Origin of the sequence: Cupriavidus pauculus (genome assembly GCF_008693385.1) — a bacterium.
Lineage (GTDB): Bacteria > Pseudomonadota > Gammaproteobacteria > Burkholderiales > Burkholderiaceae > Cupriavidus > Cupriavidus pauculus_D.
This window is the reverse complement of record NZ_CP044065.1, coordinates 1,658,002-1,680,531: the sequence shown is the minus strand read 5'-3', so window position 1 is coordinate 1,680,531 and position 22,530 is coordinate 1,658,002. Positions and strand designations below refer to the sequence as shown.

Annotated in this window: 19 protein-coding genes and 1 pseudogene; 17 read left to right on the top strand and 3 right to left on the bottom strand. The window is 65.8% G+C overall.

Annotation, left to right across the window (positions count from 1 at the left end; genetic code table 11):
• Nucleotides 1–63: 63 nt before the first annotated feature.
• Nucleotides 64–960, top strand: coding sequence for a helix-turn-helix transcriptional regulator (locus FOB72_RS07660; RefSeq protein ID WP_150371978.1), 897 nt, complete (start codon nt 64–66; stop codon nt 958–960).
• Between the two features lie 42 nt (nt 961–1,002).
• On the opposite strand, the gene FOB72_RS07655 is transcribed toward FOB72_RS07660, so the two are convergent.
• From FOB72_RS07655 to map, 3 genes are all read right to left on the bottom strand, one after another.
• On the bottom strand, nt 1,003–2,949 hold the full coding sequence (locus tag FOB72_RS07655; RefSeq protein ID WP_150371977.1) for a pseudouridine synthase: 1,947 nt from the start codon (nt 2,947–2,949) through the stop codon (nt 1,003–1,005).
• A 27-nt stretch (nt 2,950–2,976) separates the two neighbouring features.
• Nucleotides 2,977–5,550: a [protein-PII] uridylyltransferase gene (locus FOB72_RS07650; protein ID WP_150373792.1), complete on the bottom strand. Its 2,574-nt coding sequence runs from the start codon at nt 5,548–5,550 to the stop codon at nt 2,977–2,979.
• A 76-nt stretch (nt 5,551–5,626) separates the two neighbouring features.
• Complete coding sequence (gene map / locus FOB72_RS07645; RefSeq protein WP_150371976.1) at nt 5,627–6,445, bottom strand: type I methionyl aminopeptidase; 819 nt, start codon at nt 6,443–6,445, stop codon at nt 5,627–5,629.
• Between the two features lie 314 nt (nt 6,446–6,759).
• Between map and rpsB the strand changes: the two genes are divergently transcribed.
• From rpsB to FOB72_RS07565, 16 genes and pseudogenes are all read left to right on the top strand, one after another.
• Nucleotides 6,760–7,503: a 30S ribosomal protein S2 gene (gene rpsB / locus FOB72_RS07640; RefSeq protein ID WP_109581250.1), complete on the top strand. Its 744-nt coding sequence runs from the start codon at nt 6,760–6,762 to the stop codon at nt 7,501–7,503.
• A gap of 156 nt (nt 7,504–7,659) precedes the next feature.
• Entirely contained in the window at nt 7,660–8,538 is an 879-nt protein-coding gene (tsf, locus tag FOB72_RS07635) for a translation elongation factor Ts (RefSeq protein WP_150371975.1), read from the top strand.
• Between the two features lie 208 nt (nt 8,539–8,746).
• Entirely contained in the window at nt 8,747–9,457 is a 711-nt protein-coding gene (gene pyrH / locus FOB72_RS07630; RefSeq protein WP_150371974.1) for a UMP kinase, read from the top strand.
• A 109-nt stretch (nt 9,458–9,566) separates the two neighbouring features.
• Nucleotides 9,567–10,127, top strand: coding sequence for a ribosome recycling factor (gene frr, locus FOB72_RS07625; protein ID WP_150371973.1), 561 nt, complete (start codon nt 9,567–9,569; stop codon nt 10,125–10,127).
• Nucleotides 10,128–10,141: 14 nt separating this feature from the next.
• A complete protein-coding gene (locus FOB72_RS07620) occupies nt 10,142–10,912 on the top strand; it encodes an isoprenyl transferase (protein ID WP_150373791.1) in 771 nt (256 codons plus the stop codon).
• A 57-nt stretch (nt 10,913–10,969) separates the two neighbouring features.
• Nucleotides 10,970–11,791 (top strand): phosphatidate cytidylyltransferase, encoded by an 822-nt coding sequence (locus tag FOB72_RS07615; RefSeq protein ID WP_150371972.1) that lies wholly within the window; start codon nt 10,970–10,972, stop codon nt 11,789–11,791.
• Between the two features lie 21 nt (nt 11,792–11,812).
• The gene (gene ispC, locus FOB72_RS07610) at nt 11,813–12,988 is read left to right on the top strand and encodes a 1-deoxy-D-xylulose-5-phosphate reductoisomerase (protein WP_150371971.1); all 1,176 of its coding nucleotides are present in this window, start codon (nt 11,813–11,815) and stop codon (nt 12,986–12,988) included.
• 76 nt (nt 12,989–13,064) lie between these two features.
• On the top strand, nt 13,065–14,459 hold the full coding sequence (rseP, locus tag FOB72_RS07605) for an RIP metalloprotease RseP (RefSeq protein ID WP_150371970.1): 1,395 nt from the start codon (nt 13,065–13,067) through the stop codon (nt 14,457–14,459).
• 99 nt (nt 14,460–14,558) lie between these two features.
• Nucleotides 14,559–16,868: an outer membrane protein assembly factor BamA gene (gene bamA / locus FOB72_RS07600; protein WP_150371969.1), complete on the top strand. Its 2,310-nt coding sequence runs from the start codon at nt 14,559–14,561 to the stop codon at nt 16,866–16,868.
• Between the two features lie 21 nt (nt 16,869–16,889).
• Entirely contained in the window at nt 16,890–17,426 is a 537-nt protein-coding gene (locus FOB72_RS07595; RefSeq protein ID WP_109581241.1) for an OmpH family outer membrane protein, read from the top strand.
• A 63-nt stretch (nt 17,427–17,489) separates the two neighbouring features.
• A complete protein-coding gene (lpxD, locus tag FOB72_RS07590; protein ID WP_150371968.1) occupies nt 17,490–18,593 on the top strand; it encodes a UDP-3-O-(3-hydroxymyristoyl)glucosamine N-acyltransferase in 1,104 nt (367 codons plus the stop codon).
• Nucleotides 18,590–19,042, top strand: a complete 453-nt coding sequence (gene fabZ / locus FOB72_RS07585) for a 3-hydroxyacyl-ACP dehydratase FabZ (RefSeq protein ID WP_150371967.1) — start codon at nt 18,590–18,592, stop codon at nt 19,040–19,042. The genes lpxD and fabZ overlap by 4 nt, the downstream gene beginning before the upstream one ends.
• A 41-nt stretch (nt 19,043–19,083) precedes the next feature.
• On the top strand, nt 19,084–19,887 hold the full coding sequence (gene lpxA, locus FOB72_RS07580) for an acyl-ACP--UDP-N-acetylglucosamine O-acyltransferase (protein WP_150371966.1): 804 nt from the start codon (nt 19,084–19,086) through the stop codon (nt 19,885–19,887).
• An 11-nt stretch (nt 19,888–19,898) separates the two neighbouring features.
• A complete protein-coding gene (gene lpxB, locus FOB72_RS07575) occupies nt 19,899–21,062 on the top strand; it encodes a lipid-A-disaccharide synthase (RefSeq protein WP_150371965.1) in 1,164 nt (387 codons plus the stop codon).
• Nucleotides 21,062–21,631, top strand: a pseudogene (locus FOB72_RS07570) (ribonuclease HII); the annotation flags it as partial. The gene lpxB and the pseudogene FOB72_RS07570, both read left to right, overlap by 1 nt.
• A gap of 109 nt (nt 21,632–21,740) precedes the next feature.
• Nucleotides 21,741–22,529 (top strand): TrmH family RNA methyltransferase, encoded by a 789-nt coding sequence (locus tag FOB72_RS07565; protein ID WP_150371963.1) that lies wholly within the window; start codon nt 21,741–21,743, stop codon nt 22,527–22,529.
• Nucleotide 22,530: the final 1 nt, after the last annotated feature.

Here is a 22,530-nt window from a genome sequence, read left to right as displayed (position 1 = left end):
GTACAAGAGCCCAGTCTAGACTGGTATAAATTGTGTCAGCTTAGGTTTCCGAGGAGTTCTTGCATGACTGCACGTCCGGGTAGGCTCGATGTGGTGTCGCTCGATGACGATGTGACCGATGACGGGGTCTCGGACAGCCGCTCGCTGGAGCTGGGCGCCTTTCTGCGCGCCCGCCGCGAAAGTCTCGATCCCGCGGCCATGGGTCTCGGGCGCATGGGGCGGCGGCGAACGCCGGGGCTGCGGCGCGAGGAAGTCGCGGCGCTCGCCGATATCGGCATCACGTGGTACACGAAGCTCGAGCAGGGGCGTCCGATTCGCGTCTCCCACAAGGTGCTCGGCGCCGTGGCGTCGGCTCTGCAATGCAGCGAGTCCGAGACCGAGCATCTGTTCGTGCTGGCCGGCATGCCGCGTCCGCCCGCGATCCAGGCGCCGTGCGAGGCGGTGCCGCCGGCGACGCAGCGGATTCTCGACCAGCTGAGCCCGTTGCCGGCGATCGTGGAGAACACGCGGTTCGATATCCTCGGGTTCAACGATGCCTATTGCCGGCTGGTGGGGATGGACCTGTCCCGGGTGCCACGCGAGGATCGCAACTGCCTTTACCTGGCGCTGTCGCAACCGAGCTGGAAATCGATCGTCGTGGACTGGGAGGGCATGGTGACCGCGATGGTCGCCCTGTTCCGCGCGCAGATGGCGGAGCATACGCACGACCCCGTGTGGCAGGCGGCGCTGCAGCGGTATATGGCGGTGTCGGAGACGTTCCGGGCATTGTGGCCGCGGTATCAGGTGCGCGGGTTCGAGAACCAGACCAAGCGCTTTTTTCACCCCGACACGGGCGTGTTGACCCTGCATAGCAACAACTGGTGGTCGTCGCCGCGGCATGGGGTACGGATGCTCGTGTATGTGCCGGTGGACGAGTCCAGCGAAGCGGCCTTGTCGCGGCTGCCGCCGCTGGCATCGTAGACGGCTGGTTGCCCTCTCCCTGCGGGGGAGAGGGCCGGGACCTCAGAACTTCTCGAACGGTCCGAGGAATCGCCACTGGCCGACGGGCAGGTCGCCCAGCACGATACGCCCCATGCGCACGCGCTTGAGCCCCACCACCTTGAGTCCGACCTGTTCGCACATCCGACGGATCTGACGCTTGCGGCCTTCGCGCAGCACGAAGCGCAATTGCTCTTCGTTCTGCCAGCTCACCTTGGCGGGCTTGAGCACCACGCCGTCGAGCGATAACCCATGGCGCAGCAGGTCGAGCTGCTCGGGCGGGAAGACCTCGCTCACCTTGTGCTCGACATCGCCCTGCGGGGATTGCCATACCACGCGCACGAGGTATTCCTTCTCGACCGTCGAGTCGTCGCCGATCAGCGCGCGGGCGACGCGGCCGTCCTGTGTCAGGACGAGCAGGCCCGTGGAGTCGATGTCCAGGCGGCCGGCGGGGGCGAGGTTCTTGCGTTGCCAGGGGGCGAAGCGCTTGCGGGTGGGATCGTTCTCCCACTGGTTCTCGGGGGCGAACAGCACGGCTGCGGGCTCGTAGCCGTCTTCGGCCTGGCCCGACACGTAGCCGATGGGCTTGTTGAGCAGCACCGTGACGCGTTCGCCCTGCTCGGAGCGGGCGGCCTGCAGGATCTCGATCTCGGCGTCGGGGCGGATGCGCGTGCCGAGTTCGGTGATGGGTTTGCCGTCGACGAGCACCCAGCCGCGCGGAATCCATTCATCGGCCTCGCGGCGCGAGCACAGGCCGAGTTCGGACATGCGCTTCGAGAGCCGAACGAGACCGTCGTCCTCGGCGCGGGCGGAGGCATGATCCTCGCCGCGCGGCGCGGCGGCCGGGGGGCGCGGGGCCGGACGGGCGCGGTCGGCGTTGTCGCTGAACCGACGTTCGCGGGTCGGGGCGGGGCGGTCGCCACTGTCACGGCGCGGCGGACGTGCATCGCCCTCGCGGCGCGGCGGACGCGAGTCGTTGTCAAATCGTCGCGGCGGCCGATCGTCGCCGTCAAAGCGCCGCGGAGGACGGCCCTCGTCGTTGCCATAGGGCCGCGGCGGACGCGCATCGCCGTCACGTCGCGGCGGACGCGAGTCGTTGTCGAACCGTCGCGGCGGCCGGCCCTCGTCGTTGCCATACGGCCGCGGCGGACGGGCATCGCCCTCACGGCGCGGCGGACGCGAGTCGTTGTCGAACCGTCGCGGCGGGCGCGAGTCGCCGTCAAAGCGTCGCGGCGGACGGCCCTCGTCGTTGCCATAGGGCCGCGGCGGACGGGCATCGCCCTCACGGCGCGGCGGACGCGAGTCGTTGTCGAACCGTCGCGGCGGCCGGCCCTCGTCGTTGCCATACGGCCGGGGCGGACGGGCATCGCCGTCACGTCGCGGCGGGCGCGAGTCGTTGTCGAACCGTCGCGGCGGGCGCGAGTCGCCGTCAAACCGTCGCGGCGGCCGGCCCTCGTCGTTGCCATACGGCCGGGGCGGACGGGCATCGCCCTCACGGCGCGGCGGACGCGAGTCGTTGTCGAACCGTCGCGGCGGACGCGAGTCGTTGTCAAAGCGTCGCGGCGGACGGCCCTCGTCGTCGCCATAACGGCGCGGCGGACGGGCATCGTCGTCACGACGGGGCGGGCGCGAGTCGCCTTCAAAGCGTCGCGGCGGACGCGAGTCGCCGTCAAAGCGTCGCGGCGGCCGGGCGTCGCCTTCCCGTCGCGGCGGGCGGTCGCCATACCCACCCCCGGCATTGCGCGCCGGCGACGCCGCACGCTCGCCACTCTCCCCCCCCTGCGGTTTCCGCTTCCCCGCCCGTTCCTTCGCCTGCCGGATCCCCTCCTGCACCGCCTGCACCCGCTTGCGATTCAGGTCCGACACGCGCACGGGGCGCGTCGCCCCCGTCTTCTTGGCAGGCGCGGCGTCGGAGGAGGAGGGGGTCTTGATGCCCAGCGTCTTGCGCCCGGGCGTTTTGCTATCGGTCATCTTGTAGGGTACGAATGCGGCGGCCGTTCAGACCGCCAGCGCATCGAGCAGGTCCTGCTCGAGCTGAAGCTGTAATCGATTATCCGAAGACAGGCGTCCGCCATCGACGAGGAACACGTCCTCGATACGCTCGCCGAGCGTATTGATCCGCGCCGAGAACACCGAAACCCGATGCCGCGCCAGCACCAGCGCGATCGAGTACAGCAGACCCGTACGGTCATTGGCGGAAAGCGAAAGAATGTAGTACTGGCCGCGCTCGTCGGCCCGCAGGTCCACGCGCGGCTTGATCGGAAAACTGCGCGACTGGCGCGACAGCCGTCCCTGCGTCGGCTCCGGCAGCGGACATTCCAGCCGCAGCCGCTCGGCCAGTTCATGCTCGACCAGCGCGAGAATGTCGCGATAGTCGCCCGCGAGCCCGGGATCGGTCACCTGGAACGTATCCAGCGCATACCCATGCCGCGTGGTGTGGATCTTCGCGTCCTGAATGGAGAACGCCTTGCGCTCGAAGTATCCGCAAATGCGCGCGAACAGATCGGGCTGATCCTTCACGTACACGGCAATCTGCAACCCCTCGCCGGCGGGCGAGATGCGCGCCTTCACCACGGCCGTCTCGCTGTCCACCTTGTTGAAGAGATTGCGCGTCAGCCACGCAATGTCGCGCGCATCGTGCCGCAGGAAGAACGACACGTCGAGCTTGTCCCACAGCGGCTTGCCGAGCTCCGGGTCGAATGCCTTGAGCCTAAGCTGCGCGATGGTTTCGTCACGGCGCTGCGCCCACAGCGAATGCGGGTCGAGCTGCGCGCCACCGAGCACCCGCAATGTAATGCGATACAGGTCCTCGAGCAGCTTGCCCTTCCACGCATTCCAGACCTTGGGACTTGTCCCGCGAATATCGGCAACGGTCAGCAGATACAACGCGGTGAGGTAGCGCTCGTTGCCCACCACCTTGGCAAATGCATGCACGACCTCGGGGTCCGTCAGGTCCTGCTTCTGCGCGACATGGCTCATCGTCAGGTGATGCTCGACGAGCCACGCGATCAGATCGGTGTCCTCGCGCGAAATGCCATGCTGCTTGCAGAAGCGCCGCGCATCGACGATGCCGAGCTTCGAGTGGTCGCCACCGCGGCCCTTGGCGATATCGTGGAACAGCGCCGCGATCCACAGCACCCACGGCCGGTCAAAGCTCGCGATGAGCTGGCTGCAGAACGGAAACTCGTGCGTATGCTCGACGATCGCGAACCGCCGCAGGTTCCGCAGCACCATCAGGATGTGCTGGTCCACGGTATAGACGTGGAACAGGTCGTGCTGCATCTGGCCGACGATGCGCCGGAAGTTGATGAGGTACCGGCCCAGCACGCTGGTCTGGTTCATCAGCCGCAATGCATGGGTGATGCCGTGCGGCTCCTGGATGATGGCCAGGAACAGCCGGCGGTTCTCGGGATCGTTGCGCCAGCATGCGTCCATCACCGTGCGCGCGTTGTAGAGCCCGCGCAGCGTGCGCGGCGACAGGCCCTTGACGCCAGGCGTGCGCTCGTACAGCAGGAACGTCTCGAGAATCGCGTGCGGCTCGCGCTCGTAGAGGTCGTCGCTCGTGATCTCGAGCATGCCCTGGCGCTCGACGAAGCGATCGTTCAGCACGCGCGTCACCTTGGACTCGCTCGGGAACAGCATCGCCTCGATATTGAGCAGCAGCACGCTGTTGAGCTGCGTGACCGCCTTGGCCGCCCAGTAGTACCGGCGCATCAGCTGCTCGCTCGCGCGCTTGTGGTTGTTCTGGCGATAGCCGAAGGCCTCGGCCAGCGCCGTCTGCAGGTCGAACACGAGCACGTCCTGCCGGCGCCCGGCCAGCAGATGGAGCCGCGCGCGGATCGTGCGCAGCAGACGTTCGTTACGCGTCAGTTCCTGCGCTTCGCGCTCGGTCAGCAGTCCGCGTTCGAACAGCTGTTTCCAGCTGTCGCCGAGGCCGGCCGCCTGCGTCATCCAGAGGATGACCTGCAGGTCGCGCAGGCCGCCCGGGCTTTCCTTGCAGTTCGGTTCGAGCGCGTAGGGCGTGTCCTGGTACTTCGCATGGCGCTGGCGCATTTCCAGCAGCTTGGCCTGGAAGAAGTCGCCGGCATCCATGTCCGCGTCGTAGCGCGCGCGCAGTTCGTCGAACAGCTTGCGGCTGCCCGTCAGCAGGCGCGCCTCGAGCAGCGAGGTGCGGATCGTGATATCGGCCGCCGACTCGCGGATGCAGTCGTCCACGGTCCGTACCGAGGACCCGATCTCGAGCCCGAGGTCCCAGCACAGGCCGATAAACCGCTCGAGCCGCGAGGCCGTGTCCGCATCGGGCTCCCCGCGCAACAGCAGCAGCACGTCCACGTCCGAGTACGGAAACAGTTCGCCGCGGCCGTAGCCGCCGACGGCCACCAGCGCGGCATCGCGCGGCAGCCCGAGTCCGGTCCACGCCTCGATCAGCGCGGCGTCCACGGCGCGGCGCAGCTTCGTGACGAGCGGATGCACCTGGTTGCTCGCATCGAATTCGGCGAACAGCGCCTGCTTGTCGGCACGCAGCCTGTCGCGGACGCGTTGGCAGAGCAGCAGTTCCGGCGTGGTGTCCATGGCGTGGGCGAGTGAATTCTTCACGGCTGAAAGCACAAAGGGCGCCATCGTCGGCGCCCCGGTATCGTTTGCGGCCTCAGGCCGCGACGGGTTCGGTAATAAAGGGAGGCGGTACCGGCGACCCCGCCGATAACGTCAGCACCTCGTAGCCGGTGTCGGTGACCAGCACGGTATGTTCCCATTGCGCGGACAGGCTGCGGTCGCGCGTCTTGACGGTCCAGTGGTCGGGCATCGTGCGGATGTCGCGCTTGCCCGCGTTGATCATCGGCTCCACCGTGAAGATCATGCCGCTCTTGATCTCGGCGCCGGTGCCCGGACGGCCGTAATGGAGGATCTGCGGATCCTCGTGGAAGTTCTTCCCGATACCGTGGCCGCAATACTCGCGCACCACGCTGTAGCCGGCCGCTTCCGCATGCGTCTGGATGGCATGGCCGATATCGCCGAGGCGCGCGCCGTTGCGCACCTGCTGGATGCCTTTCCACATGCATTCGTAGGTCACCTGCGCCAGGCGCTTGGCGAGGATGGAACCCTCGCCGACGACGAACATGCGGCTGGTGTCGCCGTAATAGCCTTCTTTCGTGATCACGGTGATGTCGAGGTTCACGACATCGCCGTTCTTGAGCACGCGGTCACCGGGAATGCCGTGGCAGATCACGTCGTTGACGGACGTGCAGATGGCGCCAGGGAAGGGCGGGTAGCCCGGCGGCGCATAGTTCAGCGGGGCCGGCACCGTGCCCTGCACGTCGCGCATATAGGCATGGCACAGGCGATCGAGTTCGCCCGTGGTCACGCCGGCCTTGACGTGCGGGGTAATGTAGTCGAGAACCTCGGAGGCCAGACGGCAGGCCACGCGCATTTGCGCGACGTCGTCGGCCGTATTCAGGTAGATGCTCATGCTGCGCTGTGAAAATGTGACGACAAGATCATAAAGACCTCGTCGGAAATCGAATCGCAAAGTAAGATTATCTCACCAACCCGGGCGGTTGGCAGGGATTTGCTGGCCCGCTTGAAGGAAATGCCGATTTGTTGCTACAATCGCGGGCTGCCTTGCTGACGGTTGCCGTTGCAGGCAGCGGAGTCGTACTCGAGAGCGAATGCTTGAGAGCATTACTCGGAACTTTTTGTAAATCGCTTGTCCGCCCATCCGGGGTGTTCCTTTTCAGGAATGTCGGGGCGGACTTCAGACCCAACCCTATTGGAGCACCTCACATGTCCGTGACCATGCGCGAAATGCTGGAAGCCGGTTGCCACTTTGGCCACCAGACCCGCTTCTGGAACCCGAAGATGGCCCCCTTCATCTTCGGCCATCGCAACAAGATTCACATCATCAACCTCGAAAAGACGCTGCCGATGTTCCAGGACGCACTGAAGTATGTGCGTCAGCTGGCTGCAAACCGCGGCACCATCCTTTTCGTGGGCACCAAGCGCCAGTCGCGCGAAGTCCTCGCCGAGGAAGCTGGCCGTGCCGGCATGCCTTACGTCGATGCCCGCTGGCTCGGCGGCATGCTGACCAACCACAAGACGGTCAAGATCTCGATCAAGCGCCTGAAGGACATGGAAGCCGCCAAGGAAGCCGGCGCGCTGGAAACCATGAGCAAGAAGGAAGCGCTGATGTTCGAGCGCGAAATGACCAAGCTGCAGAAGTCGATCGGCGGCATCAAGGACATGGGCGGCATTCCTGACGCCATCTTCGTGGTGGATGTCGGCTACCACAAGATCGCCATCACCGAAGCCAACAAGCTGGGCATTCCCGTGATCGGCGTGGTCGATACGAACCACTCGCCGGAAGGCATCGATTACGTGATTCCGGGTAACGACGACTCGAGCAAGGCTGTGGCACTGTACGTGCGCGGCGTGGCCGACGCGATCCTGGAAGGCCGTGCGAACGCCGTGCAGGAAGTGGTGGAAGCCGCTCGCGAAGGCGACGAATTCGTAGAAGTGCAAGAAGGCTGATGTTCCGGGCACGGGCGCCCTGGCGGCGCCCATGCCGGGAAATCGGGGGTCGAACCCCGAAACAGGGGGCACATCCGTCGCCCCCTTTTTTCAAACTATCAAGCTGTCATCCGCGGTGCGTACCCTTTCCCGCCGGTGACATCCAAGGAGTGAAAAATGGCGGCAATTACCGCAAGCATGGTTGCAGAACTGCGCGCGAAGACCGACGCGCCGATGATGGAATGCAAGAAGGCCCTGACGGAAGCCGATGGCAACCTGGAAAAGGCCGAAGAGCTGCTGCGCGTCAAGCTGGGTAACAAGGCCAGCAAGGCCGCTTCGCGCGTGACCGCCGAAGGCGTGGTCGCCACGTTCATCGACGGCACGACCGGCGCGCTGGTCGAGCTGAACTGCGAAACCGACTTCGTGTCGAAGAACGACGACTTCCTGGCCTTCTCGGCCAAGATCGCCGAACTGATCGCCAAGCAGAACCCGGCCGACGTGGCCGCCCTGTCGGCGCTCGAGATCGACGGCGTGTCGGTGGAAGCCACGCGTACCGCGCTGATCGGCAAGATCGGTGAAAACCTGGCGATCCGCCGCTTCAAGCGCTACGCCAACGGCGGCAAGCTGGCCTCGTACCTGCACGGCACGCGTATCGGCGTGGTCGTGGAGTTCGACGGCGACGAAACCGCTGCCAAGGACGTGGCCATGCACGTGGCCGCCATGAAGCCCGTGTCGCTGTCGTCGAACGACGTGCCGGCCGAGCTGATCGCCAAGGAGCGCAGCATCGCCGAGCAGAAGGCTGCCGAATCGGGCAAGCCGGCCGAGATCGTCTCCAAGATGGTCGAGGGTTCGGTCCAGAAGTACCTGAAGGAAGTCTCGCTGCTGAACCAGCCGTTCGTGAAGAACGACAAGCAGACCGTCGAGCAGATGCTGAAGGCCGCCAACACGACCGTGAAGGGCTTCACGCTGTTCGTGGTGGGCGAGGGCATCGAGAAGAAGCAGGACGACTTCGCTGCCGAAGTGGCTGCCCAGGTGGCCGCTGCCCAGAAGGGCTGATGTTCCGGGTGGCAAGCGGGCGTTCCATGCGGACTCCCAACGCTGCCACCGTATAATGCCGAGGGGCGCCGCAAGGTGCCCCTCTGCACAAGTAGCACTGCACCAGCACTGTTCAAGCAGCCAGTTTTCGTCGTGATCCGGCACCCCGGGTCACGACGAAAACCGGTTACGACCGGCGTTTCCCAGTTAAATTTGCCCGAGGGTGAACATGCCAGCCTACAAGCGCGTCCTTCTGAAACTGTCCGGTGAGGCCCTGATGGGCGACGATGCCTTCGGCATCAACCGCTCCACCATCGAAAGCATGGTCAACGACATCGCCGAGATCGTGAAGCTGGGCGTCCAGGTGGCCGTGGTCATCGGCGGCGGCAATATCTTCCGCGGCGTGGCTGGCGGTGCCGCCGGGATGGACCGCGCGACGGCCGACTACATGGGCATGCTGGCCACGATGATGAACGCGCTGGCCCTGCAGGACGCCATGCGTCACGCCAATATCGAAGGCCGGGTCCAGTCCGCGCTGCGCATGGACCAGGTGGTCGAGCCCTATATCCGCCCCCGCGCCATCCGCCAGCTCGAAGAAGGCAAGGTCGTGATTTTCGCGGCCGGTACCGGCAACCCGTTCTTCACGACCGACACGGCCGCCGCGCTGCGCGGCGCCGAGATCGGCGCCGAGATCGTGCTCAAGGCCACCAAGGTGGACGGCGTGTACACGGCCGACCCGAAGAAGGATCCCAGCGCCACGCGCTACACGACGATCTCGTTCGACGAGGCGATTTCCCGCAACCTGCAGGTCATGGACGCCACGGCGTTCGCGCTGTGCCGCGACCAGAAGCTGCCGATCAAGGTTTTCTCGATCGTCAAGCCGGGCGCGCTGCTTCGTGTGATCCAGGGTGAGGACGAAGGTACGCTGGTGCACGTTTGACGTGGACGGACCGAGGCAGAATGGCAATTCGCGCGGTCCTTGAGAGTAGAATGGTTCATTTTCGATCCCGCCCAGGGCGGGATCCTGTCTGGCATTTCCGGAGGTAAACATGACCGTCGCCGACACAAAGAAGAGCGTCGAGCAGAAGATGCAGAAGTCGATCGAAGCCTTCAAGGCCGATCTGGCCAAGATTCGTACGGGCCGTGCCCATACCGGCCTGCTCGATCACGTGCAGGTGGATTACTACGGTTCGCCGGTGCCCATCAGCCAGGTGGCCAATGTCGGCCTGGCCGATGCCCGCACGATCAGCGTGCAGCCGTGGGAAAAGAAGATGGTGCAGCCGGTCGAGAAGGCCATCCGCGACGCGGACCTCGGCCTGAACCCGTCCACCATGGGCGACGTGATCCGCGTGCCGATGCCCGCCCTGACCGAAGAGCGCCGCAAGGAGCTGACCAAGGTCGTCAAGAGCGAGGCCGAGGGTGCCAAGATCGCCGTGCGCAACCTGCGCCGCGACGCCAACGAACAGTTCAAGAAGCTGGTCAAGGACAAGACGATCTCCGAGGACGACGAGCGCCGCGGTCAGGACGAAGTCCAGAAGCTGACGGACAAGTTCGTCGCCGAGATCGACAAGCTCGTGGCCGAGAAAGAAAAGGAGATCATGACGGTGTGAAACCGTCTGTCACCATGCAGCACATCAGTTCTACGCTCGGCGTTCCCGATACCAGCTATGTGCCCCAGCACGTTGCCATCATCATGGATGGCAACGGCCGCTGGGCGACACAACGCCATCTGCCCCGCATCGCCGGCCATAATCGTGGCCTGGACGCGGTTCGGGCCGTGGTCGAGGCGAGCGCCGCGCGTGGCGTGCAGTTCCTCACGCTGTTCGCATTCAGTTCCGAGAACTGGCGCCGCCCCGCGGACGAAGTCTCGTTCCTGATGCGCCTGTTCATGACCGCCCTGCGCCGCGAGGTGGTCAAGATGCACGCCAACAATATTCGCCTGCGCGTGGTGGGAGACCTGTCCCGCTTCAGCCCGCGCATTCAGCAGCTGATTGCCGATGCCGAGGCGCGCACCGCGAAGAATACCGGCCTGACGGTGACCATCGCCGCCAACTACGGGGGCCGGTGGGACCTGCTCCAGGCCATGCGCAAGATGCTCGCGCGCCAGCCGATGCTCGACCCCGAAACCATCGACGAATCGGTGCTCGCACCGCATCTGGCGATGGCCTACGCCCCGGAGCCGGACCTGTTCATCCGCACGGGCGGGGAACAGCGCATCAGCAATTTCCTGCTCTGGCAGCTCGCCTACTCCGAGCTTTACTTCACCGATACCTACTGGCCCGATTTCGACGCCGCCGAACTCGACAAGGCGTTTGCGTCGTACCGGCAGCGGGAACGGCGTTTCGGCCGCACCAGCGCACAGCTGGTCGCGCCGGGTCTGTCGGGAACCGCCTGAGCGTCCTCGGGACGCTCCTGCCGTTCACGGGCCATTCACTCAGGGACACCGCAGCGCATGCTCATTACCCGCGTCATCACCGCCGTTTGCCTGCTGCTGTTGATCCTGCCGATCCTGTTTCTGGCACCGCCGGTGGCGCTGGCCGGGCTCGTCGCGATCATCGTCCTGCTGGGCGGCTGGGAGTTCGGCCGCCTGATCGGCCTGCGGGGGTCCATGCCCGTCGTCTATGCCGTGGTCTGCCTGCTCGTGCTGCTGGTCTGGGATGCCGCGCCCGATCCGCGCTCGGTGATGGTGCTGCTTGCGGCCGCCGTCGTCGCGTGGGGCGTCGCGCTGGTGCTGCTCGCGCGTGGCGTGCGGACGGCCACGCCGGCCTTTACCGGGCTGGGCGCGATTCTGGGTGTCATCATGCTGCCGGCGTTCGGCCATGCCGTGATGGTGCTGCGCGGGCAGGGCATTGCCGTCCTGCTGTCGGTGGCGGTGCTGGTCTGGGTGGCCGATATCGGCGCGTATTTCGTGGGCAAGGCCATCGGCCGCCGCAAGCTCGCGCCGACCATCAGCCCGGGCAAGTCCTGGGAGGGCGCGCTGGGCGGCTGGGTGTTCGTCATGGCGCTCGGCCTCGGACTGGCGGCATCGCATGCGTTCGCGCCGACCTGGTTCTCCGCGGTGGCGGACCGCCACGGTCTGGGCCTCGTCGCGGTGCTGACGACATTGCTGGTGGCCGCGAGCGTGATCGGCGATCTGTTCGAGTCGCTGCTCAAGCGTCAGGTCGGGATGAAGGACAGCAGCGGCCTGCTGCCCGGGCACGGTGGCGTGCTGGACCGCATCGATGCGCTGATTCCCGTATTTCCGCTGGCGGCGCTGCTGCTGGCGTGGCTGTGACCCTTATCTGAACTGGTTTCTATGCAACGCATCACCATTCTCGGCGCAACCGGATCCATTGGCGAAAGCACGCTGGACGTCGTGCGGCGCCACCCGGACCGCTACACGGTTCACGCGCTGTCGGCGCATCGCCAGGTCGACAAGCTCGCGGCCGCCTGTGCCGAGTTTCGTCCGGCACGGGCCGTCGTGGGCAGCCCGGAAGCGGCACGCGAACTCGAGGGCCTGCTGCGCCAGGCCGGCGTGAAGACCGAAGTCAGCCATGGACCGGAGGCGCTCGAGTCGGTGGCCGCCGATACGGGGACCGATGCGGTCATGGCCGCGATCGTCGGCGCCGCGGGGCTGCGCTCGTCGCTGGCCGCCGCGCGCGCGGGCAAGCGCGTGCTGCTCGCGAACAAGGAATCGCTCGTGATGTCCGGCGCCATCTTCATGGACGCGGTGCGCGAGCATGGCGCCACGCTGCTGCCGATCGACAGCGAGCACAATGCCATCTTCCAGTGCCTGCCGACCGACGACCCGCGCTATCGCGCCGGCGTGTCGAAGGTGCTGGTCACCGCGTCGGGCGGCCCGTTTCGCACGCGCGATCCCTCGACGCTGCACGACATCACGCCCGACGAGGCCTGTGCCCATCCCAAATGGGTGATGGGGCGCAAGATCTCGGTGGATTCGGCGACGATGATGAACAAGGGCCTCGAGGTCATCGAAGCTCACTGGCTGTTCGGCGCGCCCGCGGACAAGATCGAAGTCCTGATCCATCCGCAGAGCATCGTCCATTCGATGGTCGCCTATGCCGACGGCTCGGTGCTCGCGCAGCTCGGCAACCCCGATATGCGCACGCCCATCGCCTACGGCATGGCGTACCCCGAGCGCATCGACTCCGGCGTGACGCCGCTGGACCTGACCGTGGCCGGCGGCCTGCATTTCGAGACCCCGGACCTGAAACGCTTTCCGTGCCTGGGGCTCGCGTTCGACGCGCTGCGCGCGGGGGGCGTGGCGCCGGCGGTGCTGAATGCCGCCAACGAGGTCGCCGTGGAGGCGTTCCTGACCGGCGGCGCGCGCTTTACCGACATCGCGCGCGTGGTCGAGGGCGTCCTCGGCCAGCCGCATGAAGGCTCGGCGGAGTCGCTCGACGGCGTGCTCGCGGCCGATGCCGGCGCGCGCGCGGCCGCGCAACAACTGGTGGCGAGCCTGGCTCGCTGATGATCGTGGCGATAACGACCGCGGCGATGTGCAATGCGCGTTCGCCGAGGTCCGCAGTCTTGACGGATGACATGCCATGCAAACCGTGATCGCTTTTATCGTTGCCCTGTGCATTCTGATTTTCGTGCACGAAATGGGGCACTACCTGGCGGCGCGGGCCTGCGGCGTCAAGGTCCTGCGATTCTCGATCGGCTTCGGCCGGCCGCTCGCGCGCTGGGTATCGAAGGGCCGTGACCGGACCGAGTGGACGCTCGCGGCGATTCCGCTCGGCGGCTACGTCAAGATGCTCGACGAGCGCGAGCGCGATCCCGAGGTCGATCCGCCGATCGACGCGGCCGAACTGCCGCGCGCGTTCAACCGCCAGCCCGTGGGCAAGCGGTTCGTGATCGTGGCGGCCGGCCCGCTGGCCAACTTCCTGCTGGCGATCGTCTTCTATATGGTGCTGCTCGCGGGCGGCATGCGCGAGCCGGTGCCCGTGGTGGCGGCGCCCGCGGCCGGCACGGTCGCGGCGGAGGCCGGCGTGCGCGAGGGCGACCGCGTGCTGTCGCTGACCGCGCACGACAGTACCGAGACCATCCGCTCGTGGAACGACCTGCGCATGGCCGTTTTCTCAAACGGATTCGACGATGCCCCGGCCGTGCTGCGCGTGCGCGGCACCGACGGCGCCGAGCGCGACGTGCGGCTGGGCCGCCTGCCGAATACGGGCGGCAATCCGGAGCAGGACCCGCTGGCCACGCTGGGCCTGAATCTCAAGGGCGGCCCGGTCACCGTGGCCGAAGTCCTGCCGGACAGCGCCGCGCAACGGGCCGGCCTGCGGGCGGGCGACCAGGTGGTGGCGTTCGGGGACAAGCCGCTGACGCAGGCGAGCGAGCTGATCCGCGCCGTGCGCGCGCAGCCGGGCCAGGCGGTGGTGCTCGGCATCCAGCGCGACGGCAAGCGGCTCGACGTGCCGGTCACGCTCGACACCGCGCCCGGCGAGGCGCCCAAGGATGGCGGTGCGGCAAAGCCCGCCGGCAAGCTGGGCGCGGCGCTCAATCAGGCCGTACAGACCGAAACCGTGCGCTATCCGCTCGGACAGGCGACGGTCCGTGCCGCGGCGCAGGTCTGGAACACGAGCGTGCTCTCGCTGAAGCTGCTCGGAAAGATGCTGATCGGCGAGGCGTCGCTGCAGAATCTCAGCGGGCCGCTGACCGTCGCCGATTATGCGGGCCGCGCGGCCAACATGGGTTGGCAGCCGTTCATCAGCTTCCTGGCGCTGGTCAGCGTCAGCCTCGGTGTACTGAATTTGTTACCTATTCCGGTTCTGGATGGGGGGCATTTGCTGTATTATTGCGTGGAATTTTTGACTGGCAGGCCCGTACCAGATCACTGGCAGGCGACGCTGCAGAAGGTCGGCATCGCCTGCATCTTGCTCCTGACCTCACTCGCTTTGTTCAATGACGTCAGCCGATTGTTCCTGGCGCGCGGGTAGCTGCGCGTTGGCCGGGACGACGGGTACGCGCCGCGGCGCCAGAGCCTAAAAAATATTCCTGTATCGCATTGCATCGATTTGAGAGAGAGGGGATCGACATTGATCAGAAATAAGCGCATCTCGCTGGGCGTGCTGACGAGTGCGATTATCGCGGCCTGGAGCCCTGCGGGCTGGGCCGCCGATCCGTTCGTAGTCAAGGACATCCGCGTCGAAGGGCTGCAGCGCGTCGAGCCGGGCACCGTGTTCGGCTACCTCCCGGTCCGCGTCGGCGAAACCTTCACCGACGACAAGGGCGCCGATGCCATTCGCGCGCTCTACAACACGGGCTTCTTCAAGGACGTGCAGATCCGTGCCGAAGATGGCGTGCTCGTCGTGCAGGTGGAGGAACGTCCCGCCATCTCGCAGCTCGAGTTCGTCGGCATCAAGGAATTCGACAAGGACACGCTGCGCCGTTCGCTGCGTGCCGTCGGCGTGGCCGAGGCGCGTTACTACGACAAGGCGCTGATCGACAAGGCGGAGCAGGAGCTCAAGCGCCAGTACGTCGCGCGCGGCTACTATGCCGCCGACGTGCAGACCACCGTGACGCCGGTGGACCGCAATCGCGTGTCCGTGGTGTTCAATGTGGACGAAGGCCCCGTCGCGAAGATCCGCCAGATCAATATCGTCGGTAACAAGGCGTTCAAGGAAAGCACGCTGCGCGACGAGATGCAGCTGTCGACGCCGAACTGGCTGTCCTGGTACACGAAGAACGATCTCTATTCGAAGCAGAAGCTGACGGCCGACCTGGAAGCGCTGCGTTCGTACTACCTGAACCGCGGTTACCTCGAGTTCCAGATCGAATCGACGCAGGTGTCGATCACGCCGGACAAGAAGGACATCTACCTGACGCTGAACATCAAGGAAGGCGAGCAGTACAAGGTGTCCGACATCCGCCTGGCCGGCGAACTGCTCGGCAAGCAGGAAGAGATGGAAAAGCTCATGCAGCTGAAGAAGGGCGATATTTTCTCGTCCGAAAAGCTGACCGCGAGCACCAAGGCCATTACCGACCTGCTGGGCACGTACGGCTACGCGTTCACCACGATCAATCCGCAGCCGAACATCGATCAGGGCAAGCGCGAAGTCGCGCTGACGCTGATGGTCGATCCGGGCCGCCGCGTCTATGTGCGCCGCGTGAACGTGGTCGGCAACAGCAAGACGCGTGACGAGGTGGTGCGCCGCGAGATGCGCCAGATGGAAAGCTCGTGGTTCGACAGCGAGAAGCTCACGCAGTCGCAGGCGCGTATCAACCGTACCGGCTACTTCACCGACACGAACATCACCACCGAGGACGTGCCGGGCGCGCCCGACCAGGTCGATGTGAACGTGAACGTGACCGAGAAGCCGACCGGTCAGATCAGCCTGGGTCTGGGCTTCTCCTCGACCGACAAGCTCGTGCTGCAGGCCGGCCTGCGCCAGGACAACGTGTTCGGCTCCGGTACCAGCCTCGGCCTGGACGTGAACACCGCGAAGTCGTTCCGCACGATCTCGCTGACGCAGTACGACCCGTATTTCACGGTGGACGGCATCAGCCGCTCGACCGATATCTACTACCGTACCGCGCGTCCGCTGTACTACACGGGCGACCAGGACTACAAGATCGTCACCGCGGGTGGCGGCTTCAAGTTCGGCGTGCCGTTCTCGGAAAACGATACCGTGTTCTTCGGTATCGGCTACGAGCGCACGCAGGTCTACACCTCGGTCAACACGCCGTCGCAGTACCAGGCGTGGCTGCAGAAGATTGGCAAGAGCAGTGGCGACCCGATCAACAACTTCCCGTTCACGATCGGCTGGGCGCGCGATCGCCGCGACAGTGCGCTGATCCCGACCAAGGGTCCGTACACGCAGGCCAACCTCGAAGTGGGCGTGCCGGGTGGCGATACGCAGTACTATCGCGCCAGCTTCCAGCAGCAATACTTCTATCCGCTGTCGAAGGCCTTCACGCTGGCCTTCAACGGTGAAGTGGCGTACGGGCACGGCTACGGCGACACGCCGTTCCCGGTGTTCAAGTACTTCTACGCCGGTGGTATCGGCTCGGTACGTGGCTACCAGACCAGCACGCTGGGTCCGAAGGACCAGAACGGCAACCCGGTCGGCGGCGCGTCCAAGCTTATTGGTAACGTCGAATTCGTGTTCCCGCTGCCGGGGTCCGGTGTGGACCGCACGCTGCGTCTGTTCACGTTCTTCGACTTCGGTAACGTGTATCAGGAAGGCGCGCCCATCAAGGTCAGCGACCTCAAGTACTCGACCGGTCTCGGTATGTCGTGGCTGTCTCCGATCGGCCCGCTCAAGGTCAGCGTCGGCTTCCCGCTCAAGAAGGACGATACCGACCGGGTCCAGCGCTTCCAGTTCCAGATCGGTACCGCGTTCTGATTGCGACAAAGGATTCGTTTCATGAAACTCCATTCTCCACTGATGAAATCCCTGAGCGCGGCCGCGCTGGCCGCTGCGGCCCTGTGCGCGGCAGCGCCGGCGATGGCTCAGGAGGCGCGCATCGCCGCGGTCAACTCGGAGCGCATCCTGCGTGATTCGCAGCCGGCGAAGGCCGCTCAGGTCAAGCTCGAGCAGGAATTCTCGAAGCGCGACCGCGAACTGCAGGACATGGCCCAGAAGATCAAGGGCATGGCCGACAAGCTCGACAAGGACACCGCGGTGCTCGCGGACTCCGACCGCCAGCGCCGTCAGCGCGAAGTGGCCGACCTCGACCGCGAATTCCAGCGCAAGCAGCGTGAATTCCGCGAGGACCTGAACCAGCGCCGCAACGAGGAACTGGCACAGGTGCTGGAGCGCGCCAATCGCGTGATCCGCAGCCTGGCCGAGCAGCGCAAGTACGATCTGATCGTGCAGGAAGCGGTGTACGTGAATCCGCGCATCGACATCACCGACGACGTGATGAAGGCGCTGAACGCGAGCACCACGGGCGCGAAGTAAGCCCGTCGGCCCGCAGGTTCCATCGCGCGTCGATTCGATCGTTCCCTTTCAGGAAGTACCGCCATGCAGACACCCACACTGGGGCAGCTCGCCACCGAGAACGGCGCGCAGGTTGTGGGTGATCCCGACCTGACCGTTGCCGGCCTCGCGCCGCTCGACCAGGCCGGTCCCGGCGACCTGTCGTTCCTCTCCAATCCGCTGTACCTCGCGCAGGCCGTCGCTTCGGGCGCGGGGGCGATCATCGTGTCGCCCGCCGACCTCGAGCGCATTCGCGCCGAAGGGCATGCCGACGGCCGCAACTGGCTCGTCGCGCGCAATCCGTACGTATGCTTTGCCCGTGTCGCGCAGCGTTTCGACCGCGCCAACGCGGACACGCGTACGGGCATCGACCCGCGCGCGAGCGTGGCGGCCGATGCCGTGGTCCCCGCCTCGTGCTTTATCGGCCCGAACGTGGTGATCGAGGCTGGCGCGCGACTGGGCGAGCGTGTACGCATCGTCGGCAACAGTTTTGTCGGTTCGCACGCGGAGATCGGCGACGATACGCTGATTTACGCGAATGTATCGGTTTATCACCACTGCGTGGTTGGTAAACGGAATATCCTGCATAGCGGCGCGGTGATCGGCGCGGACGGCTTCGGCTTTGCGCCCGATATCGGGCCGGCCGGCGTTGCCTACGTGAAGATCCCCCAAACGGGTCGCGCGGTGCTCGGCGATGACGTCGAGGTCGGCGCCAATACCGCGATCGACCGTGGCGCGATGGCGGACACGGTGATCGAAGAGGGCTGCAAGCTCGACAATCAGGTCCAGATTGCGCATAACGTAAGGGTCGGCGCGCATACCGTGATCGCGGGTTGCGCCGCGATCGCGGGCAGTACCCGTGTCGGCCGTTTCTGCGTGATCGGTGGATCGGCCAATTTCGCGGGCCACCTGACCATTGCCGACCGGACCACGATTTCGGGCGGCACCTCGATCACGAAGTCGATCAGCAAGCCTGGCGGCCATTTCACGAGCGTTTTCCCATTCCTGCCGCATGGCGAATGGGAGCGAAACGCCGCCATCGTACGCGGGCTCGCGAAGCTTCGCGAAAGGGTGATCCAGCTGGAGCGCCGTCTGCGCGGCCAGTCACCGGATCCCGCCCCAACACAAGACCAAGAGAAATCATCATGACCGCATCCGACATCGACATTCGCAAGATCCTGAAGCTGCTGCCGCATCGGTATCCGATCCTGCTCGTCGACCGCGTGCTCGAGCTGGAGCCGCAGAAGCGGATCAAGACGCTCAAGAACGTCACCATCAACGAGCCGTACTTCGTGGGCCATTTCCCGGAACAACCGGTGATGCCCGGTGTCATGATTCTCGAGGCGCTCGCGCAATCGGCCGGGCTGCTGACGTTCGGCGCGGACATGGAGCGCAAGGAAGGCTCGCTGTACTACTTCGTCGGCATCGACGGCGCGCGCTTCAAGCGCGTGGTGTACCCCGGTGACCAGCTGCACCTGAACGTGACCGTGGAGCGCTATATCCGCGGCATCTGGAAGTTCAAGGCCAATGCGACCGTGGACGGCGAGGTCGCCTGCGAAGCCGAACTCATGTGCACGGTCAAGCAGGCCGACGCCTGAGCCGCGCCACTTCACACGCATCAGACCACAGGACAGGACGTATGACGCAAATCCATCCCACCGCACTGGTCGACCCGAAGGCAGAACTTGCCGCCGACGTGACCGTCGGCCCGTTTTCCATCGTTGGCCCGAACGTGCGGATTGGCAGCGGTACCCGGATCGGCTCGCATACCACCGTCGAAGGGCATACCACCGTGGGCGAGGGTAACCGTATCGGTCCCTACGCCTCGATCGGCGGCACGCCGCAGGACATGAAGTACGCCAACGAGCCGACGCGGCTCGAGATTGGCGATCGCAACACGATTCGCGAATTCACGACGATCCATACGGGTACCGTGCAGGATCGCGGCCTGACCCGCCTCGGCAACGACAACTGGATCATGGCGTACGTGCATATCGCGCACGACTGCGACGTTGGCAACCACGTCGTGTTTTCGAGCAATGCGCAGATCGCCGGCCACGTGCAGGTGGGCGACTGGGCGATTCTCGGCGGCATGAGCGGCGTGCACCAGTTCGTGCGCATCGGCGCGCATGCGTTCCTTGGCGGTGCCTCGGCGCTCGTGCAGGACATTCCGCCGTTCGTGATCGCCGCGAGCGACAAGGGCGGCAACAAGGCCACGCCGCACGGCGTGAACGTCGAGGGCCTGCGCCGCCGCGGTTTCGACGCGGGCCAGATCGCCGCGCTGCGCCAGGCGTACAAGCTGCTCTACAAGTCGGACCTCAACTTCGACGACGCGCGCAATGAAATCGCGGCGCTGCTCGCGCAATCGGACGCCACGACGGCGGAGCCGCTGCGCGCGCTCGCCGACTTCCTGGCCACGACGCAGCGCGGCATCGTTCGCTAAGCCGACGCGACATGGTCGAGGCAAAGCGCGGAACCGTCGCGATGGTGGCCGGAGAGGCTTCCGGCGACCTGCTGGCGTCGTTATTGCTCGAAGGGCTGCACAAGCGGCTCGGCGAATCGGTGGACTATGCCGGCATCGGCGGCCGCCGCATGATGGAGCAGGGCTTCGTCTCGCACTGGCCGATGGAGACGCTCTCCGTCAACGGCTATGTGGAGGTACTGGGCTCGCTGCGCGAGATTCTCGCCACGCGGCGTGCGATCCGCGAGAAGCTGATTGCGCAGCCGCCGCTATGCTTTATCGGCGTGGATGCGCCCGATTTCAATTTCGGCCTCGAAGTCCCGCTGCGCCGCGCGGGGATTCCGGTCGTGCATTTCGTCAGCCCGTCGATCTGGGCATGGCGCGGTGGGCGGATCCGTACGATCGCACGCGCGGTCGACCATATCCTCTGCCTGTTTCCGTTCGAACCCGAGATCTACGCGCGCGCGGGCATTCCCGCGACGTATGTCGGCCATCCGCTGGCCGACGTGATTCCGATGGTGCCCGATGTGGCCGGTGCGCGCGCGACGCTGGGCCTGCCCGAGGGCAAGCGCGTCGTCGCGGTGCTGCCGGGCAGCCGGCAGTCGGAGGTGAAGAACCTCGGCGCCACGTTCTTCGGCGCGATGGCGCGCATGCATCGCATGGACGGCAACCTCGCCTTCGTCGTGCCTGCGGCAAGCGCGCCGCTGCGCGCGATCATCGAGGGACATGCGCTCGATCATCCGGAACTCGACGTGACGATCGTCGATGGTCAGTCGCATCTTGCGATGGAAGCCGCCGACGTCGTGCTGCTGGCGAGCGGCACCGCCACGCTGGAAGCCGCGCTGTACAAGAAGCCGATGGTCATCTCTTACAAGGTGCCCTGGCTGACCGCGCAGATCATGAAGCGGCAGGGCTATCTGCCCTATGTCGGGCTGCCGAATATCCTGTCCGGCCGCTTTGTCGTGCCGGAACTGCTGCAGGACGATGCCACGCCCGAGGCGCTCGCGCGCGAAACGCTGCTGCAGCTCAACGACGAAGGCAATATCGCATTCCTCCGCGAGCATTTCACGGCGATGCACGAGACCCTCAAGCGCAATACCGCATCGATCGCCGCCGATGTCGTGGTCGATCTCATGCATCAGCGGGGGGTACGCTGATGCCGCGCGCCAAGTCGCCTTCGCCGCAACTGGGGCTCGAACTCACTCAGACCGTGGCCGTCGTACAGCGCCTGTGCGGCGTGGACGAGGCCGGTCGCGGCCCGCTCGCGGGGCCCGTGTATGCGGCCGCCGTGGTGCTCGACCCCGCGCGCCAGATCCGCGGGCTGGCCGATTCCAAGATCCTCAGCGCGGAGAAGCGCGAAGTGCTGTTCGAGCGCATCTGCGAACGCGCGCTGGGCTGGCATATTTCGTTTGCGACGGTCGAGGAGATCGACTCGATCAATATCCTGCATGCCTCGATGCTGGCCATGCAGCGCGCGGTGCAGGGGCTCGCCGCCAAAGGCGTGATTCCCGACCTCGTGCAGGTGGACGGCAATCGCTGCCCGCAGGTCGCGTTTCCGGTCGAAGCGATCGTAAAGGGCGATGCCAAGGTGCGTGCGATCTCGGCGGCGTCGATCCTCGCCAAGGTCGCACGCGACCGCGAACTGCACGCGCTGCACCAGCAGTATCCCGAGTACGGGTTCGACAGCCATGTGGGCTATCCCACGCCGCAACATCTGGCCGCGCTCGAGCAGTTCGGGGCCACGCCGCATCACCGCCGCACGTTCGCGCCGGTGCGCATCGTGCTCGATCGCATGACGGTTGCGCAGGAAGCGCCGCCGTTCTGAAGGTTCTACGGTGAAGCACATCACATCGCGCGACAACGCGCTGTTCAAGCATCTGAAGGCGCTGACGGGCTCCACCCACCAGCAGCGCAAGGCGGGCCAGTCCGTGCTCGATGGCGTGCACCTCGCGCAGGCCTACGTCGCGGCGCTGGGGCAGCCCGTGCAATGCGTGCTCGGCGAGCGCCACTACGATCATCCCGAGGTGCGGGCGCTGCGCGACGCCGTCGACGAGCACCGCGTCATCGTGCTGGCCGACGCGCTGTTCTCGCAGATCGCCCCCGTCGCCAATGGGATCGATCTGCTGTTCGTGATCGACACGCCGGGCGGGCATCTGCCGCAGACCATCGACACCGATTGCGTGATTCTCGATGGCGTGCAGGACGCGGGCAACGTCGGCTCGATCCTGCGCAGCGCGGCCGCGGCGGGCATTCCGCACGCGTTCCTCGTGACCGGCAGCGCGTCGGCATGGTCGGCCAAGACCCTGCGCGCCGGCATGGGCGCGAACTTCCATCTGAATATCGTCGAGCACTGCACGCTCGACATGCTGTCCAGCCGGCTGCGGGTGCCGTTGCTGGCGACATCCTCGCACGCGGATGCGGCGGTATTCGATACCGATCTGCGGGCGCCGGTGGGGTGGGTCGTCGGTAACGAAGGCGCTGGCGTCAGCGCGGCATGGATGGCGCATGTGTCCCGCACGGTGACCATTCCACAGCCAGGCGGACTCGAATCGCTGAACGTGGCGGCGGCCACTGCCGTTTGCCTGTTCGAGGCGGTGCGGCAGCGGCGCGGGGCGGGCGCATAGC